The organism is Shinella sp. HZN7 (assembly GCF_001652565.1).
Taxonomy (GTDB): Bacteria; Pseudomonadota; Alphaproteobacteria; order Rhizobiales; family Rhizobiaceae; genus Shinella; species Shinella granuli.
In genome coordinates, this window is sequence record NZ_CP015745.1 from 96,497 (window position 1) to 112,266 (window position 15,770).

Genomic DNA, 15,770 nt, shown 5'->3' on the forward strand with positions numbered 1-15,770 from the left:
ACCGGACGAGCATTTCGGTGTCATTCACGGTGCGCCGAGGACGCCTTGTCCGCCGGCAATCAATCGCCGGCGGAAACTGTCCCGGCGATCGGGGCGGTCGACCTGTCAGGCGGTTTTCTGCCGCGACATCGTCAGTGCCAGGTCCTCGATCATGTCTTCCTGACCACCGACCATGCCGCGACGTCCGAGTTCAAGCAGCAGATCACGGGCCGGCACGCCGTAGCGTTTCTCGGCGCGTTCGGCAAACAGCAGGAACGAGGAATAGACGCCGGCATAGCCGAGCACCAGTGATCCGCGATCGACGCGGATCGGCCGGTCCATCATCGGAACGACAAGATCCTCTGCGACGTCCATGATCTTGAACAGATCGACGCCCGTCTGAGCCCCCATGCGCTCGAACACGGCGACCAGCAGTTCGGTCGCGGCATTGCCGGCACCGGCGCCGAGTCCGGCGATCGCCCCGTCGATACGGTTTGCACCGGCGGCAACCGCGGCGACCGAATTGGCGATGCCCATGCCGAGATTGTGGTGACCGTGGAAGCCGAGCTCGGTCTCAGGCTTCAGTGCGCCGCGGATCGCGGAGATGCGGGCCGTCACGTCGTCCGGCAGCATATGCCCGGCGGAATCGGTGCAATAGACGCAGTTGGCGCCGTAGCTTTCCATCAGCAGGGCCTGCTCGACCAACTTCTCCGGGCCGGCGCGGTGCGACATCATCAGGAAGCCGACGGTGTCGAGACCGGTCTTGGCGGCATAGGTGATGTGCTGTTCGGCGCAATCGGCCTCGGTGCAGTGGGTGGCGACCCGCACGCCGGAAATGCCGCAGTCGATGGCTTCCTTCAGCATGTCCACGGTGCCGATGCCCGGGAGAAGAAGCGCGGAGACCTTCGCTTGCTTCAGGTTCGGCACGACGGCGCGCAGATAGTCCGCATTCGTGTGGGCAGCGAAGCCATAGTTGACCGAGGCGCCGCCGAGGCCGTCGCCATGGGTTACCTCGATCCACGGCATGCCCGCCTCGTCGGCGGCCGTGGCGATGGCGACCATTTGCTCGAGGGAAATCTGGTGGCGCTTGGCGTGCATGCCGTCGCGCAGGCTCATTTCGTGAAGGGTGATCTTGCGACCTTCAATGCTCATGGTTCTTCTCCTCAGCCGCGGGCCGGCAGGGTGACGACGCCATTGGCCGCCTCCTGGGCAAAAAGCTCGGCGGTGCGAAGCGCGGCCGCCGTCATGATGTCGAGATTGCCGGCATATTTCGGCAGGAAGTCGCCAAGGCCCTCGACCTCGAGGTAGATGGAGACGCGGCGGCCGTCGAACACCGGACCGTTCACCAGCTTGTAGCCGGGTACATACTTCTGCACCTCGGCCACCATGGCCTTCACGCTTTCGGTGATCGCGGCCTGGTCCGGCTCGCCTTCGGTCAGCACATGCACCGTGTCGCGCATCAGAAGCGGCGGCTCGGCGGGATTGACGATGATGATAGCCTTGCCGCGCTTTGCGCCACCGACCTTCTCGATGGCCGAGGCGGTCGTGCGGGTGAATTCGTCGATGTTCTTGCGCGTACCTGGGCCGACGGAACGGGATGAGACCGCTGCGACGATCTCGCCATATTCGACCGGCTGTACGCGCGACACCGCTGCCACCATCGGAATCGTCGCCTGGCCGCCGCAGGTGACCATGTTGACGTTCATCTCGAGCTTCTTGGCGTGATCCGCGAGATTGACCGGCGGAATGCAGAAGGGGCCGATCGCCGCCGGCGTCAGGTCCACCATGATGACGCCGAGCTCGTTGAGTTTGCGCGAGTTTTCCGCATGCGCATAGGCCGAGGTGGCATCGAAGGCGACGCGGATATCGTCGGAGATGACGTGTTCCAGGATGCCGTCCACGCCGGCGGCACAGGCCTTCACGCCCATGTCGATGGCCCGCTTCAGCCCCTCCGAGCTCGGGTCGATGCCGACCATCCAGACCGGCTCCACCCATTCGGAACGCTTCATCTTCATCAGGAGATCGGTACCGATATTGCCGGGGCCGATGATGACCGCCTTGAGTTTGCTGCTCATGTTGGATTCCTTTGACTTACATTCCGAAGAAGGCGGGCAGCGCCAGCGAGAGCGCGGGCACATAGGTGATGATGAGGAGCACGGCGATCATGACGAGCATCGGCGTGATCGCACCCTTGACGACCGTCTCCAGCGACAGGCCAGACACGCGCGAGGCGACGAAGAGATTGACGCCGACGGGCGGGGTGATCATGCCGATGGCAAGGTTGACGATCATGACGATACCGAAGTGCTCGGCGCTGACGCCCAGCGCGGTCACCAGCGGCAGGAGGATCGGCGTCAGGATGATGATCGCGGCGATCGTTTCCATGAAGGTGCCGACAATCAGCAGGATGACGTTGATCGCGAGCAGAAGCAGCCAGGCCTGGTCCACGGCGGACGTGATGGCGTTGGCCAGCATGACCGGGACACCCTCGATCGCCAGCGCCCGGCCGAAGATGGTCGCGGTGCCGACGATCAGCATGATGGTCGCGGATGTCAGCGCAGACCCCGCGAAGATCTTGTAGAGATCCTTCAGCTTCAGTTCGCGATAGACGAAGGTGCCGACGATGAACCCATAAATGACGCCGACAGCCGCAGCCTCGGTCGGCGTGAAGATACCGCCATAGATACCGCCGAGAATGATGACGGGAACCATCAGCGCCCATTTTGCATCATTGAGAACGGCGAGCATTTCGCGGCCCGTCGGGCGATAGTCACCCGGCTTCTGGCCGTCCTTCCTGGACTGTAGCCACGCATAGGCGATCAGCGCAAATCCGATCAGCAGACCGGGAACCACGCCGCCCATGAACATCTTCGACACCGAGACGTTGGCCGAGGTCGCATAGATCACCATCGGGATCGACGGCGGAATGATGACGCCGAGCGACCCGGAGCAGGCCACCAGGCCGGAGGAGAAGCTGGGCCTGTAGCCGTCCCTGGCCATGGCTGGCAGCAGAATGGCGCCGACGGCGGCAACCGTCGCCGGTCCGGAGCCGGAAATGGCGGCGAAGAAGATGCAGGTGACAACGGCGATGATCGCCATGCCGCCGGTATAGCGACCGAAGAACATGCGGCCGACATTGATAAGGCGCTGCGACAGGCCGCCCTGGCCCATCAGGTCACCGGCGAGGATGAAGAAGGGGACCGCCATCAGGGGGAAGCTGTCGATCGAGGTGACCAGCCCCTGCGGCACATAGGATCCGGACACCTTGCCGGACACGATCAGCGCCACCGTCGAGGCGATACCCAGGGAGATGGCGATCGGAACAGAAAGCAGCAGAAGAAGCGCCAGCAGGCCGAATAGAATGAGCGAGATCATCGGCCCCCCCCTGGCCGGCGGCGCGCAGATCGATGACGATCGCCTGGATCAGCCGCAGAACGACGAGCAGGAAGCCGGTAAATGGTGCGAGATAGATGATTCCCATGGGGACACCGAGCGAGGCGGACTTCTGGCCGAAGCGGAAGGTCTTCTCGACCATGAACCAGCCCTGGTACATGACGAAGATCGCGAAGGCGCCGAAGATGATGTGGCTGACGATGCGCATCACGGCCTGCCCGCGCGGAGACAGGAGATCCGTGGCCATGGTCACGCGGATATGGGCGTCCTTGCGCACCGCGTAGGCGATCCCCACATAGGTGGCCCAGATGAAGAAGTAGCGGGACAGCTCTTCCGACCATGACAAGGAAGCGCCCATCACGTAGCGCATGAAGATCTGCACGCCGATCAGCGCGGACATCATGGCCATAAGACCAACGACGATCGCTTCCTCGACATGCTCATCGACGAGTTTGAGCATGAGCTCCTCCCGCGTCCCGCCGCGTCGGCCTGCGGGCGCCAGTTAGAAATGTAAATGGGGCTGATTGGAAGACGGCATAACCCGGCGGAAGGCTCCGCCGGGTCAGCAATCTCGGTCTTACTTGCCGGCGGCAGCCAGAAGGCGATCGACGAGATCGGCACCAGCCTTCTGCTTCACGAGGTCGACGATCGGGGCGACCTTGTCGGAGAAGGCCTTCAGCTCTTCCGGGGTGAGCGTCGTGAATTTCACGTCGGTCATGGCGGCCTCGGCCTTGTCGTCGGCGGCCTTGGCAAGGCCACGCTGGTAGTCGGTGGCAGCCTTCACGGCGGCATCGAAGATCGCGCGGTCTTCATCGGAGAGGCTGGCGAGCTTGTCCGGATTGGCCAGCAGCGGCCAGGGCGAATAGATGTGGTTCGTCTTCGAGATGAACTTCTGCACCTCGTTGAACTTCATGTCGTAGAAGAGATTGATCGGGCCTTCCTGCGCGTCGAACGTGCCCTGCTGAAGGGCGGTGAACAGCTCGTTGAAGGCGAGCGGCGCCGGGTTCGCGCCCTCGGCACGCCAGGCGGCGATGTGCACCTCGTTTTCCATGGTGCGCATCTTCATGCCGGCGAGGTCGTCCGGTGAGCGGATTTCCTTCTTGTTGTTGGTCAGCTGGCGGAAGCCGTTTTCCCAATAGGCCAGACCGACCATGCCCTTGTCGTTCAGCGAAGCGAGGATTTCCTTGCCGACGTCACCGTCGAGCACCTTGTAAGCCTGCTCGCGATCCTTGAACAGGAACGGAATGTCGAAGGCGAAGAACTGCGGGGCGAAGGATGCGACCGGTGCCGACGACACGAAGGTCAGGTCGACATTGCCGAACTGGATGTTTTCGACCAGTTCGCGCTCGCCGCCGAGCTGCGAGTTCGGGAAGATTTCGAGACCGATGCGGCCGCCGGACTTCTCGCGCAGCTCCTTGTCGAGGAACTCGAACGCCTTGTGACCGGTCGACGAAGGTGTCGAGGAATGGGCTGCGCGGAAGGTGATCTCCGGTTCTGCGGAAACGGTGGTGCTGAAGAGTGCGGCCGATGCGAATGCGGCAACGAAACCTGCGCGCAGCGTGTGCGCGGCTTTTGTAAGCGACATGTCTGTCCTCCCTGTGATGCAAAAACCGTTGCCGGTCTTCGTTCTGGCTCCTGGCGGGCTTTGTCGTGGACCCGGGCGCAAGGCGCGTGCCTCCGCTCCTCCCCCAGCGCGGCTGAAATAATCAGAGGCGCAAATCTTTGTCAAATAGTAAAATCAATTTGCAATATGTGCAATTTGGCGCGAGATATGAGCGAACGGATAGACCGGGAGGGACCTATGCAACGCGAGAGATCAACGGCAGGCCTCGTCACCGCGCTGGAACGAGCGGTGGGTGCAAGCCAACTGAAGGTTGGCAATGACATCCCCGACGTGGCCTTACGCGATTGGAGCGACGAACTCGGCGGAACGCCGCTTGCGCTGGTGACGCCGCGCGATACCGATGCTGTGGCCGCGGTCATGCGGCTCTGCCAGGGCTACGACACGCCTGTTGTGCCGCAGGGTGGCCGCTCGGGGCTTGCCGGCGGCGCGGTTCCTTCCGAAGGGGCCGTGCTGCTTTCGCTTGCCGGACTGGATCGCATCGAGGAAATCGATGTCGCTTCCGGCTTGATGGTCGTCGGCGCGGGCTGCATCCTGCAGCGCATTCAGGAGGCGGCCCTTGACGCGGGCTTATCCTTTCCGCTCGATCTCGGCGCGCGCGGCTCCTGCCAGATCGGCGGCAATATCGCCACCAATGCCGGTGGCAACCGCGTCATACGCTATGGCATGACGCGCGAACTAGTCCTGGGGCTGGAGGTCGTGCTCGCTGACGGCACAATCCTGCCGATGATGAACCGAATGCCGAAAAACAATGCGGCGCTGGACCTGAAGCATCTCTTTATCGGCTCGGAAGGCACGCTGGGCGTGATCACCCGCGCCGTGCTCAAGCTTCATCCGGGCGTCGGCGGCGCCAATGCCGCGCTGGTGGCGGTTGCCGATTTCGAGGCCGCGGCAGGACTGCTGCGCCATGCGCAGCGGGAACTGTCCGGCCGGGTGACCGCCTTTGAGCTGATGTGGAACGACTACTATCGTGCCGTTCTCGCAGAAACGGGACAGCGGGCGCCGGTCGCACCCGACCATGCCCTCTATGCCCTGATCGAGATGCAGGGCGCCAATGCCGATGCCGAACGACCGGGTTTCGAGGCGATGCTGGAGACGGCCTTCGAGGCCGAGCTTGTGATCGACGCCGCCGTGGCGCAGTCGCAGCGTGAGGTTGAGGCATTCTGGTCGCTGCGCGACGGCGTTGCCGAGATCCTGTCCCGTAGGGCGCCGACGATCAATTTCGACGTCTCGGTACCGCTCGCCCGCATCGGTGACTGCGTTGACGAAATCCGCGCCGCCCTGGAGGCGGCCTTTCCCGCGCTTCAGGTCATCTTCTTCGGCCATGCCGGCGACAGCAACATCCATCTTGTTGCCGGTCCTATCTCTGATATCGATCCGACCGGCCACGGCATCGAAAAGACGGTCTACGAGATCATCCGGACCTATGGTGGCTCCGTCTCTGCCGAGCACGGAATCGGGCTGCACAAGAAGCCCTGGCTCGCCCAAAGCCGCTCGGAAAACGAGCTGGCGATGCTACGTCATTTGAAGAAGAGCCTCGATCCCAAGGGTATCCTCAACCCCGGCAAGGTGCTCTGAGCCTCACCGGTCCGAGGCTCGAGAGCCTGATGAAAGAGGGCGGGGCTCATCGCGGCCGCGCGCCGAGATCGGTGGAGATGGCCTGGGCCACGCGCTGCACTTCCGGCACCAGATTGCGCATTCGCTCCGGCGACATGTATTCCAGCGTCGAGGAGACCGAGACTGCTGCAATGATCCGCCCGGTGGCATCACGGATAGGGGCGGCCACGCAGCGAATTGACGGCTCGTCCTCGCCCAGGTCGTAGGAGTAGCCACCGGTGCGGTATGATGCCATCAACTGCAGCCAGTCCGCTTCGGTCGTGCCGCCAGGCAGGAGGTGGTGGTCGCGCTGATAGAGCCGCGACAACGTCGCCTCGGGTTCGTCCAGCATCAGCGCCTTGCCCACGCCGGTGGAGATAACCGGCTTGCGTCCGCCGATCCGCGAACTGATCTCGACCGGGCGGGCGCCGCGCAACTTGTCCAGATAGGCGACCTCCCAGCCGTCGAGTTGCGCAAGATGCACCGTGTCGCGCGTCTCGCGTGACAGATTTTCGAGCCACGGCCGTGCAATGCGCACAAGGTCGGTCTGGGAATAGGCGGCAAAACCGAGTTCGATCAGACGCGGCCCTAGGCAGAACTCGCGCGTGTTATCGGCCTTGAGATAGCGTCGCTCCAGCAATACCGACACTATTCGATGCACCGTGCTGTAGGTAAGCCCCGTCATTGCCGCGATCTCGGCGATTGAGCGCGCGCGATCGGCCACGGCGTCGATGATCTCGAGCCCTCGCACCAATGTCTGGCTGCGCGGTGCACGCTCTTTTTCGTCCTCGCCCGCCTCGGCAGCCATGACGACCCTCTCTGAAAATTGCGCCCCTTTCTAACCGCCTCTTGGCAGACATGAAAGAGCCGTCCATCAGGGACTTGGATGCCAGTATAGGCGTCACGACACGAAAGTGGTGGATCTGTCCGACATTTGAGAACATATGGTGATCATGCAGCGAGGATGGATGTTTCTCGCCGGAGCGGCCTGAGATCGGGGCTGTCCGTCGGGGTCCAGATGTAATCTCCGGTCAGGCTGATATGCTGCCAGCCGAGCGGGGTGATATGTTTGATCACATCCGGAGGCGTGGCGATGCCTTCACGATTGAGCTCGGCGAAAGCCGGTTCGAGATAGAGCGTATTCCAGTAGACGATGGCATTGATGAGCAGGTTCAGCCCGGACGCCCGATAGAACTGGCTCTCGAAGGTCCTGTCCCGCAGTTCTCCAAGGCGATTGAAGAACAGCGCGCGGGCCAGGGTGTTCTGGGCTTCGCTCTTGTTGAGGCCAGCGGTAGCGTTTCGGCGCATTTCGGGGTTCTGCCACCACTGCGGCAGGAAGATGGACCTGTTGATGCGTCCGATATCGCGAAGCGCGAGCGCCAGTCCGTTTTGACGCGGAAAGGCGGACAGCTTCGCCAGCAAGGTCGAAGGCCGGACTTGGCCAGAGCGGATCGTCGTAACGAGGCGGAGGATATCATTCCAGTTTGCCTTGATTCGCTCGACATTGATGGGGTCGCCGACGAGGGACGCGAGATTTTGGGGTGTCAACGGCGGAGTAAAATCCTGCCACGCGGCGGCGCAAAAGTCGGCCACTTGTGGCGCGCGCATGAGACCGCCGGGAGGGCTTAGGCCCGAGCGGGGGTCTCATGCGCGCGTTGCGATTTTCGAAGGGTGTCAGCCGGCCTTTCGGGCGCGGCTTTGGGCGAGACGATAGCTGTCGCCGTTCATCTCGAGGATGCTGACGTGATGGGTGATGCGGTCGAGCAAAGCGCCGGTCAGGCGCTCGGACCCCAAGGTATCCGTCCATTCGTCAAAAGGAAGGTTGCTGGTGATCAGGGTCGCGCCTCGCTCGTATCGTTGCGAGATCAGCTCGAACAGCAATTCCGCGCCGGTCTTTGACAGCGGCACGAAGCCCAGTTCATCGATGATCAACAGCTGGTAGGCGGCCATCTGCTTCTGGAACCGGATGAGACGCCGCTCGTCGCGCGCCTCCATCATCTCGCTGACCAGTGCGGCCGCTGTCGTGAACCCAACGGACAGGCCCTTCTGGCAGGCGGCCAGGCCGAGGCCGAGCGCCACATGGGTCTTGCCCGTGCCGCTGGGGCCGAGAGCGATAACGTTCTCCCTGCGCTCGATCCATTCGCAGCGCGCCAGTTCCAGCACCTGCATCTTGTTCAGCTTTGGGATGGCGGCGAAGTCGAAACTGTCGAGGCTTTTGACGACCGGGAACCTGGCCGCCTTGATGCGACGCTCGACCTTGCGACGGTCCCGTTCGATCATCTCCCGCTCGGCAAGCCGGGTGAGGTATCCGACATGATCGACGCCTTCGGTGGCGCACAGCCGGGCCAGCTTCTGGTACTCGCGCTGGAAACTCGGCAGCTTCAGGGTTTTGAGATAATGGGTGAGAAGGATCTCGGGTGCTTCGGTGTTCATGCGGCTTCTCCCGCATCCGACGACAGGAGACGCATATACGCCTTCGCCGATGTCGTCTCGACCGTCGCCCTCGGCAGGTAGGGGTAGATGGACAGGTCCAGTCTGGGCGGCCGGCGTTCCACCCGGCACAGGATCAGATGCTTGACCGCGTCGAAGCCGATGGCTCCGAGTTGCAGGGCCCGCTTCACCGCCGCATGCAGATCGGCGAGTTCGAAGCTCTCCAGCAGGCGGAGGACCTGCACGTACTCACGCCGGCCGTGCTTGGCCATGCGGCCTTCCATCAACCGGCGCAGCGTAGCGAACTCTTGCGGCAAGTCCCAGCCCTGGAGGGGCGCTGCCTGATCCAGAGAATTGATCTTCTGCTCGATCAGCGGCAGGTAATGGACAGGATCGAAGACGACGTCTTCCCGTTCCCAGCACCGAGGATGGCGGGCGATGATCTCGCCACGGCAACCGATGACCACTTCGTTGACATAGCCGCGCACCCACACATCCTGATGGCCATAGGCGACCGGGACGGAATAGTCGTTGGTCTTGTAGCGCACCAGCGACTGCGCCGTCACCTTGGCACTTGCCTGGTCGCAGGCATCAAATGGCGAGGCTGGCAAGGCGCGCATGGCAGCCAGATCGCGCCGCAAGCGCTCGCCGATCGTCTCGCTCTCGCCGCGCAGCCTGTCGCGCTGGCGCTTCCGGCACTGCTCCTCCAGAAAGGTGTTGAACGCCTCCCATGTCGCAAACTGCGGGATCGGCACCATGAAGTTGCGTCGGGCATAGCCGACGAGACCCTCGACGTTCCCCTTGTCGTTGCCCTTGCCGGGACGGCCATAGCGATCCCGGATAAGGTAGTGGGACAGGAAGCCGCTGAACAACGTCGCGCGCTTGCGGGTGCCGTCAGGCAAAATCTTCGCCACCAGGCAACGGTCGTTGTCGTAGACGATCGATTGCGGCACGGCGCCGAAGAAAGCGAACGCATGGACATGGCCATCGACCCAGGCCTCGGCCACTGCCGCCGGATAGGCCCGCACGTAGCAGCCGTCGCTGTGCGGAAGGTCGAGCACGAAGAAATGCGCCTTCTGCTCGACACCGCCGATGACCACCATCGCCTCACCGAAATCGGCCTGCGCATGGCCGGGCGGATGCGACAGCGGCACGAACACTTCCTGGCAGCGCTGATCCCGCTCGCGCATGTAATCCTTGATGATCGTATAGCCGCCAGTGAACCCGCATTCGTCTCGAAGCCGGTCAAACACCCGCTTGGCCGTATGGCGCTGCTTGCGCGGCACTTGTCTGTCTTCGTCCAGCCAGTGATCGATCGTCGAGACAAACGCATCCAGCTTGGGCCGCCGGATCGGTGATTGTCGCTGATAGCCAGGTGGCGTCGAATAGGACAGCATCTTGGAAACGCTGTCGCGCGATATGTTGAAATGCTTTGCAGCCTGACGCCGGCTCATGCCTTCCGAGCAAGCCAGTCGAACCTTCAGATATAGTTCCACGGTATAGATCCCCAGGCCCTCCTGCGCTCATTGCAGAAGGAAAATAGGTGGCCGACTTTTACGCCGCCCGAAGCGGGACAATCCCGCCGCTACCGTGGTCTAATTTTGCACCGCCGCTCTCAATTTTGGGGAGGCGTGTCACCCGGGAAGAGATACAGCTTGCGATCCTTGAGGCCACGCAGCCGAGGCACAAGTTGGAAACCAACAAGGTGGCAAAGCGCAAAACTGATGTCGCTGACCCCGCCGGTATCGACGTAGTGCGTTTCGATAGCGAGATCGCTGCCGTGGTAGAGCAAACCGTCGAGAACATAGATGGCCTCGCTCGCATTGGCGTTCATGGCGATGATATAGAAGGCGCCGTACTGGTCGGAGGTGAAGCGGTAGAATTTGGCGCCGGGGTTAGGCCCGTACCGCGCGTTGAGATCGCCGATCGCCTCGGCATGCCCTCCCGCCGGAAAATACTGGCCATCAGAAGATGACGTGGTTCCGTCTCCCCACAGCTTCGCGAGAGGCAATTGCCTCTGGGCGTTGACGAGGATGGCGTGGGCGGCGGTGTAGCCTTCCTCGCGAATGTGCCAGTCATGTGCCCAGGCGAGCTGACGCATCGTCAATCCGGGCGAAACATCGGCCATTCTCGTCAGGCCAAGATTGATGCCGTCCGCCAGAATTGCGGTGAGCAAAGCGAGCTTGTCGTCGGCCCCTCGACCTGTGCGCAGATGTGTGAAGGCGTTGGAAAATCCCGTGCGGGCATCCACCTCGAGCAAAAGATCGGTGATGCGGATCGCAGGCAGACGGCTTTCCACCCTCGGCTTTAGCGACTTGGCGATGTCCGGAAACATCGCTTTGTGCGGCGTGACGCTGAAACCAGCCCCGGTCAGTTCGACATCATCGAGCTCGCCGGCGGCCGCAAGACGGGAGAGGTCAGCCAATCCATCATTCAGAATCTGGCGCTGCTGGCTGAGATAGGTTTCCACGTCGGTATCGACGGCGACCGGAAGCGGACCTTCCTCGCGCATCAGCTCGAATGTCGGCGTGGGAATGAGAAAGCTTTCGAATGACTGGAAGCGCTTCGCCCCCTCCACCCAGACATCGCCGGCATCAAGCCGGCGTTTCAGCTCGGTGAACACGCAGAGTTCATAAGCTCTGCGATCGATTCTGCCATCCTGAAGGACGAGCGGCATCCAGCCTTTCGGCGCGAAGGATATGGGAGCGTTGTCCGGTATTGCTCGTTTCCCTGTACGATAGAGATCGGCAATCACGGAGAGCGCGCGCAAAAGATTCGCCGCTACGGCGTGACCGCGGAACACGAGTGTCGAGAGGAATTGCGGCGCCAGTTTCCGGATCGTCGGATAGCGCTGGAGCATTTCGATTTTACCGTCGATGACATCCGGCGCGATCAGCGTGTCGACCGCCTCGACACTGGCGGCAAAGGCTGGCCATTGAACGACCTGTTCGAGCGCCTTGGCGATATCCTCGCCTTTCTCCTTGGCCTTGATGATCGCATGGCAAACTTTCGAAACGTCCTTCAGTGGCTTCTGCACTTCCCGCACGGAGCGGGTGACGCGGGCGGCCGCCTGACTGTCGGCCCGCCGCGTCAACATACCCATGAGTTTCTTGAACATGTCGATGGCGCCGTCGGTCAGGTGGCGGGAAAGATACAGTACCGTCGCCGCCAGCACGGCATGCCGGCGTTCGGGGTTGAGGTCGCGCAGATGTTGGGCACTCATTCGCATCCCCTCCGCGGCGAATTCATCAAAGACCTCGGCCGGAATGCGCTCCATCAGCGTCGCCGGTAGATTCAGGGACCGAAGAAAGCGAATGCGCTCGGCTATCCTGTCGAGGTTGACGGCGGCTGGCGACAATGCCGGTGTCCTGGCCCAAGCGAGGACGGTGACGCTCGTCCCCTCACGCGGGTCGAGAAGTTTGTCCAGGTCGAGCTTTTGGCCCTCCGACAATCCGCCCGCCAGCGCCCGGAGCTATGAGGGAAACTGGGTGATGACGGACTGAGAAAGGCGGCGTATCGAGGCGGGTGACAAAGCCTGCCAGAACCTCACGAGGAGCGATACGCCATGACGACAGATAGCAGAGTTGTTTCCTTTCCGCACCCCGACACGCTCGACGATCCCCTGACATCGGTTCTGCGTGATGGCGCGCGCCGGCTTCTGGCGCAGGCGGTGGAGGCGGAAGCCGAGGCGTTTCTTGCCGCCATGGCCGACGAGCGCCTTGCCGATGGACGGGCCCGAATGTTGCGGCACGGCCATGGGCCGGAACGGGTGATCCAGACGGGGATCGGCCCGGTTGCGGTCAAGCGCGCCAAGCTGCGCGACCGAGCTTTGGAAGTCTCGGCCGAGGAGCGCATCACGTTTACCTCGGCGATCCTGCCGAAATGGGCGCGGCGGACAAAGAGCCTCGACGCCCTGCTGCCGGTCCTTTACCTGCGCGGCATCTCCACCGGCGACTTCCAGGAGGCGCTTGCCGCACTGCTCGGCAAGGAGGCGCCGAACCTGTCGCCCTCGGTGATCGGGCGGCTGAAGGAGGCGTGGCAGGCCGACTATGATCGCTGGCAGCGCCGCGACCTGTCGGCGCGCCGCTACGTCTACATCTGGGCCGACGGGGTCTATCTCCAGGCGCGCATGGAGGACGATGCCGCCTGCATGCTGGTCGTCATCGGCGCGACGCCGGAAGGCAAGAAGGAACTTGTCGGCTTTCAGGTCGGTGTGCGCGAAAGCACCCAGAGCTGGCACGAACTGCTCGTCGGGCTGAAGGCCCGCGGACTTTCGATTGCACCAGAAATTGCCGTCGGCGACGGCGCGCTCGGCTTCTGGAAGGCGCTCGAGGAGATATTCCCTTCGACCCGCCATCAACGTTGCTGGCAGCACAAGCTCGTCAACATCCTCAACAAGGTGCCGAAGTCGGTGCAGCCGAACATGAAGGCCGATCTCAGGGAGATCCGCGATGCCCCGAATCGGGCGACTGCCGAGGTCGCAATGGCCGTCTTCGTCGACAAATACGAGGCCAAGTATCCGAAGGCCGTCGACTGCCTGACGAAGGACCGTGAGAGGCTACTGACCTTCTTCGACTTCCCGGCCGAACACTGGGACCATCTGCGCACCTCGAATCCAATCGAAAGTGTCTTCGCCACCGTCAGGCACCGCACGGTGCGCACCAAAGGAAGCCTGTCGCACAACACGGCGCGCCTCATGGTCTTCAAGCTCGTCATGAGCGCTGCCAAAACCTGGCGCCGGCTGAAGGGCGAAAATCAGTTGCCAAGGGTCATCGCCGGCGTCAAATTCACCGACGGCGTCGCTGACTCGCTGGCGCCAGACCATCGCGCCGCCTGATTGGCCTCGTCACCCATTTCCGACCATAGCTCCTTCGTGCCTGACCTTGAGCAAGGTCGCCCATCCGACGGATTCATCGATTGCCTCAATCGGGTCGACATCATTTTCCTGCGCCGCGGAGAGCGCGTCGATCGTGCCGCGAAACAGCCGCATGAGACGTGACACGTCCTTCGATGTCGCGACATAGCGCTGGGCCTGCGTGTTCTTGGCCCGGGTGAACATGTTGCCGATCAGCTTGTCGGCCATTTCGATCACCGCGTCGGTCAGGCGCTCCTCCAGGTCGATCAGGAAAGCGACCAGCGTTGCACGCCGGCGCGACCCGGTATAACGCTCGATCAGATAAGCGGGCGATGCCCGGCCCTCACGCACAAATTGACGATAGCGGTCGGGGTGGATGGCGGTGCCGGCTTTTGCCGGAATGCCGATCCTCCTCACAAATCGAAGCCGGTCCAGAATCTCGCGGACATGGTCCGGCTTTGCCGCCGCGGGTATGGCTTTCAGCCAAGCAAGTGGAGTGATGCCCGTGACGGGATCGGTGACGAACAGGGCGTCGAGGGCCGCCAGCTGGTCCGTTCCCAGGCCGGCCAAAAGAGCGTGCGTGGCCTGCTTTCGCGCCCTCGCGCGACCGGCAATGCCGGCACGTTCAATCGTCGAGATCGACGGCAGGAGGATCTTCGCCTGACGCAAGGCATCGATGACGCCAGCGGCAATCACGACGCCCTTGTCGGTTGACCATGCCACAGTGGCCGCCATCTCGATCATGAAAGGAATATCGGTCCTGGCCGGAACGCGTAGACCAAGGGTGTTGGCGAGTTCGCGGGCATGGTCCGTCATCGTCTGCTCACGGGCCGCATAGTCCGCAATCGCTTCGGCCGGGATGCCAAGTTGCTCGGAAACGAAGGAAAGTAGTCCTTCGGGTATGCTGGTGGTGCGATTGAGGACCTGCGCCAGCGTCGTGCCGGGGTGGCGAAACAGGGCCAGTTGCAGGCCGATGCCAAGGCGATTGCGGTCTTCCCGCCGGAGACGGATCAGATCGATATCTGCTGGTTCGAAACTATAGAGTCGGGCGAGGTCATCCCGCTCCGGCGGGATACCCAGCAACTGCTCCCGCTCGGCGTCGCTCAGCAACTCGTGTTTCGCCATTTTTGCCCTCTCCGGCCGTCCACAAAAGGCCATTGCATTCCATGGACAACGCTCAGTAAAGAGACATATTCTGTGGACGGATTTCGTTTCATGCCACAGGTCACGCAGAATCCGTCCACAGAACGTCCGTTTAGGAGACAGGAAGATGGGAGGTATTCTCGGATACGCGCGTGTCTCAACCGGGGATCAGGACGTCGCCGGCCAAACCATGCGGCTTGAACAAGCTGGTGCCATCAAGGTCTTCTCTGACATCCAATCTGGAAAAAGCATGGATCGACTGGGTTTGGCCGAACTGCTCGCCTACGCCCGCGCCGGTGATACGCTCGCCGTCGTGCGGCTCGATCGGCTTGGTCGGTCCCTCGCGGAGTTGCTGGAAACGGTGAAGATGCTGCGGGAGCGACAAATCGACCTTCTCAGCCTCGAGGAGAAGATCGACACGTCTTCGGCAGCCGGCGAGCTGATCTTCCATGTGTTCGGTGCCATTGCGCATTTCGAACGGCGGCTGATCTCCGAGCGAACAAAGGATGGTATCGCCGCTGCGCGTGCGAAGGGAAAGAAACCCGGCCGCCAGCCTCTCGACATGAAAAAGGTTGAGGCCGCCATCAAGCTGGTCGAAGCAAAAACGTCACCCTCCGAAGCTGCCAGACAACTCGGTCTCGGCCGCTCAACTGTCTATCGCGAGTTGCGACGGCTCGGGGTCAGTCGGCAAAGCTGATCCCTGTTTCCGTTCCGTTCACCCTTGCCGTTGTTTAGCGGGAAATCAGCGCTATG

At 62.4% G+C, this 15,770-nt stretch carries 9 protein-coding genes and 5 pseudogenes; 3 read left to right on the plus strand and 11 right to left on the minus strand.

Annotated features, from left to right (window positions below):
* Positions 1–105: 105 nt before the first annotated feature.
* The 5 genes and pseudogenes from dmpG to shn_RS33330 all read right to left on the minus strand — a co-directional run bounded on the left by dmpG (position 106) and on the right by shn_RS33330 (position 4,957).
* Positions 106–1,131, minus strand: a complete 1,026-nt coding sequence (gene dmpG, locus shn_RS33310) for a 4-hydroxy-2-oxovalerate aldolase (RefSeq protein ID WP_064334719.1) — start codon at positions 1,129–1,131, stop codon at positions 106–108.
* An 11-nt stretch (positions 1,132–1,142) separates the two neighbouring features.
* Positions 1,143–2,054 carry an acetaldehyde dehydrogenase (acetylating) gene (locus tag shn_RS33315; protein ID WP_064334720.1) on the minus strand — a complete coding sequence of 304 codons (912 nt, stop codon included), beginning with the start codon at positions 2,052–2,054 and terminating at the stop codon, positions 1,143–1,145.
* Between the two features lie 16 nt (positions 2,055–2,070).
* Complete coding sequence (locus tag shn_RS33320; RefSeq protein WP_064334721.1) at positions 2,071–3,354, minus strand: TRAP transporter large permease; 1,284 nt, start codon at positions 3,352–3,354, stop codon at positions 2,071–2,073.
* A gap of 82 nt (positions 3,355–3,436) precedes the next feature.
* Positions 3,437–3,832, minus strand: a pseudogene (locus tag shn_RS37340) (TRAP transporter small permease); the annotation flags it as partial.
* Positions 3,833–3,949: 117 nt separating this feature from the next.
* A complete protein-coding gene (locus shn_RS33330) occupies positions 3,950–4,957 on the minus strand; it encodes a TRAP transporter substrate-binding protein (RefSeq protein ID WP_064334722.1) in 1,008 nt (335 codons plus the stop codon).
* Positions 4,958–5,173: 216 nt separating this feature from the next.
* Between shn_RS33330 and shn_RS33335 the strand changes: the two genes are divergently transcribed.
* Positions 5,174–6,571, plus strand: coding sequence for an FAD-binding oxidoreductase (locus tag shn_RS33335; protein WP_064334723.1), 1,398 nt, complete (start codon positions 5,174–5,176; stop codon positions 6,569–6,571).
* A 46-nt stretch (positions 6,572–6,617) separates the two neighbouring features.
* Here the strand turns inward: shn_RS33335 and shn_RS33340 are convergent, their stop codons facing one another.
* From shn_RS33340 to shn_RS33360, 5 genes and pseudogenes are all read right to left on the minus strand, one after another.
* Positions 6,618–7,397 (minus strand): IclR family transcriptional regulator, encoded by a 780-nt coding sequence (locus shn_RS33340; RefSeq protein WP_064334724.1) that lies wholly within the window; start codon positions 7,395–7,397, stop codon positions 6,618–6,620.
* Between the two features lie 143 nt (positions 7,398–7,540).
* Positions 7,541–8,131 (minus strand): annotated as a pseudogene (locus shn_RS33345) (Tn3 family transposase); the annotation flags it as partial.
* Between the two features lie 132 nt (positions 8,132–8,263).
* Positions 8,264–9,022, minus strand: a complete 759-nt coding sequence (gene istB / locus shn_RS33350) for an IS21-like element helper ATPase IstB (RefSeq protein WP_064334689.1) — start codon at positions 9,020–9,022, stop codon at positions 8,264–8,266.
* Positions 9,019–10,473, minus strand: coding sequence for an IS21 family transposase (gene istA / locus shn_RS33355; RefSeq protein WP_084438736.1), 1,455 nt, complete (start codon positions 10,471–10,473; stop codon positions 9,019–9,021). The genes istB and istA overlap by 4 nt, the downstream gene beginning before the upstream one ends.
* Positions 10,474–10,637: 164 nt before the next feature.
* A pseudogene (locus shn_RS33360) lies at positions 10,638–12,488 on the minus strand (Tn3 family transposase); the annotation flags it as partial.
* 56 nt (positions 12,489–12,544) lie between these two features.
* On the opposite strand from shn_RS33360, the pseudogene shn_RS33370 reads away from it, so the two are divergent.
* Positions 12,545–13,856 (plus strand): annotated as a pseudogene (locus shn_RS33370) (IS256 family transposase).
* A gap of 21 nt (positions 13,857–13,877) precedes the next feature.
* Here shn_RS33370 and shn_RS33375 read toward each other — a convergent pair.
* A pseudogene (locus shn_RS33375) lies at positions 13,878–14,999 on the minus strand (DUF4158 domain-containing protein); the annotation flags it as partial.
* Positions 15,000–15,144: 145 nt separating this feature from the next.
* On the opposite strand from shn_RS33375, the gene shn_RS33380 reads away from it, so the two are divergent.
* Positions 15,145–15,714, plus strand: a complete 570-nt coding sequence (locus tag shn_RS33380; RefSeq protein ID WP_064334729.1) for a recombinase family protein — start codon at positions 15,145–15,147, stop codon at positions 15,712–15,714.
* The last annotated feature ends 56 nt before the right edge of the window (positions 15,715–15,770 follow it).

What these genes read in the sequence shown, in the direction of transcription:
- shn_RS33380 (WP_064334729.1), top strand. Translation starts at nt 15,145, where the DNA reads ATGGGAGGTATTCTCGGATACGCGCGTGTCTCAACCGGGGATCAGGAC.
- shn_RS33320 (WP_064334721.1), bottom strand. Translation starts at nt 3,354, where the DNA reads ATGATCTCGCTCATTCTATTCGGCCTGCTGGCGCTTCTTCTGCTGCTT.
- istB (WP_064334689.1), bottom strand. Translation starts at nt 9,022, where the DNA reads ATGAACACCGAAGCACCCGAGATCCTTCTCACCCATTATCTCAAAACC.
- istA (WP_084438736.1), bottom strand. Translation starts at nt 10,473, where the DNA reads ATGAGCCGGCGTCAGGCTGCAAAGCATTTCAACATATCGCGCGACAGC.
- dmpG (WP_064334719.1), bottom strand. Translation starts at nt 1,131, where the DNA reads ATGAGCATTGAAGGTCGCAAGATCACCCTTCACGAAATGAGCCTGCGC.
- shn_RS33340 (WP_064334724.1), bottom strand. Translation starts at nt 7,397, where the DNA reads ATGGCTGCCGAGGCGGGCGAGGACGAAAAAGAGCGTGCACCGCGCAGC.
- shn_RS33315 (WP_064334720.1), bottom strand. Translation starts at nt 2,054, where the DNA reads ATGAGCAGCAAACTCAAGGCGGTCATCATCGGCCCCGGCAATATCGGT.
- shn_RS33330 (WP_064334722.1), bottom strand. Translation starts at nt 4,957, where the DNA reads ATGTCGCTTACAAAAGCCGCGCACACGCTGCGCGCAGGTTTCGTTGCC.
- shn_RS33335 (WP_064334723.1), top strand. Translation starts at nt 5,174, where the DNA reads ATGCAACGCGAGAGATCAACGGCAGGCCTCGTCACCGCGCTGGAACGA.